At 65.2% G+C, this 592-nt stretch carries 1 protein-coding gene and 1 pseudogene; both read right to left on the bottom strand.

The genetic code is table 11. The annotated features are described in order from the left end of the window. Positions 1-359 (bottom strand): adenine nucleotide alpha hydrolase family protein (locus ACWGS9_RS35190; protein WP_459077407.1); only part of this gene is annotated, 359 nt, incomplete at its 3' end. A gap of 157 nt (positions 360-516) precedes the next feature. Continuing rightward, positions 517-592 (bottom strand): annotated as a pseudogene (locus ACWGS9_RS35185) (electron transfer flavoprotein subunit beta/FixA family protein); the annotation flags it as partial.

Raw genomic sequence — 592 nt, 5'->3', positions numbered from 1 at the left:
GGCGCGACCACTTCGATGATCTCGGAGACCTGGGCGACATCGAGCAGCGCGGCGACGCGTGGCGCGACGTTCTTGCCCGACGAGGTGGCCGGCGCCACGATCGTGTCGTAGGAGCCGGCGAGCGAGACGACCAGCGCTGCCAGCGGCTCGGCGAGGCGTTCCGAAAGCTCGTCGGCTTCGGCGAGCAGCACTTTACGAACACCTTTCAGCTTGGCGGCGGCGTCGGCCGCGCCCTTGGCGCCCTTGCCGGCGACCAGCACGTCGACATCCGAGCCGATCTGGAGCGCTGCCGACAGCGCCTTGGCGGTCTGGTCGGAGAGGCTTGCGTTGTCGTGTTCGGCGATGAGGAGAATTGCCATTGTCTTATCCCTGACTTTCGTCTTCGAGGCTCCCTGAAATCCGGTCAGGCCGAGCCGAAAACGGTTGGTTTCGAGAACCGGAGCGGAGCGTACATCCGTACGTGAGCACCGGAAGCGCAGAAGCCAGCCGTTTGCAGGCCGGCCTCATCGGATTTCCTTAGAGCACGCCGGCTTCGTTCTTCAGCTTCTCGACCAGCTCGGCGACGCTCTTGACCTTGACGCCGGCCTTGCGG

It is taken from the genome of Mesorhizobium sp. Arg314 (genome assembly GCF_053714275.1).
This window is presented reverse-complemented; position numbering and strand designations above follow the sequence as displayed.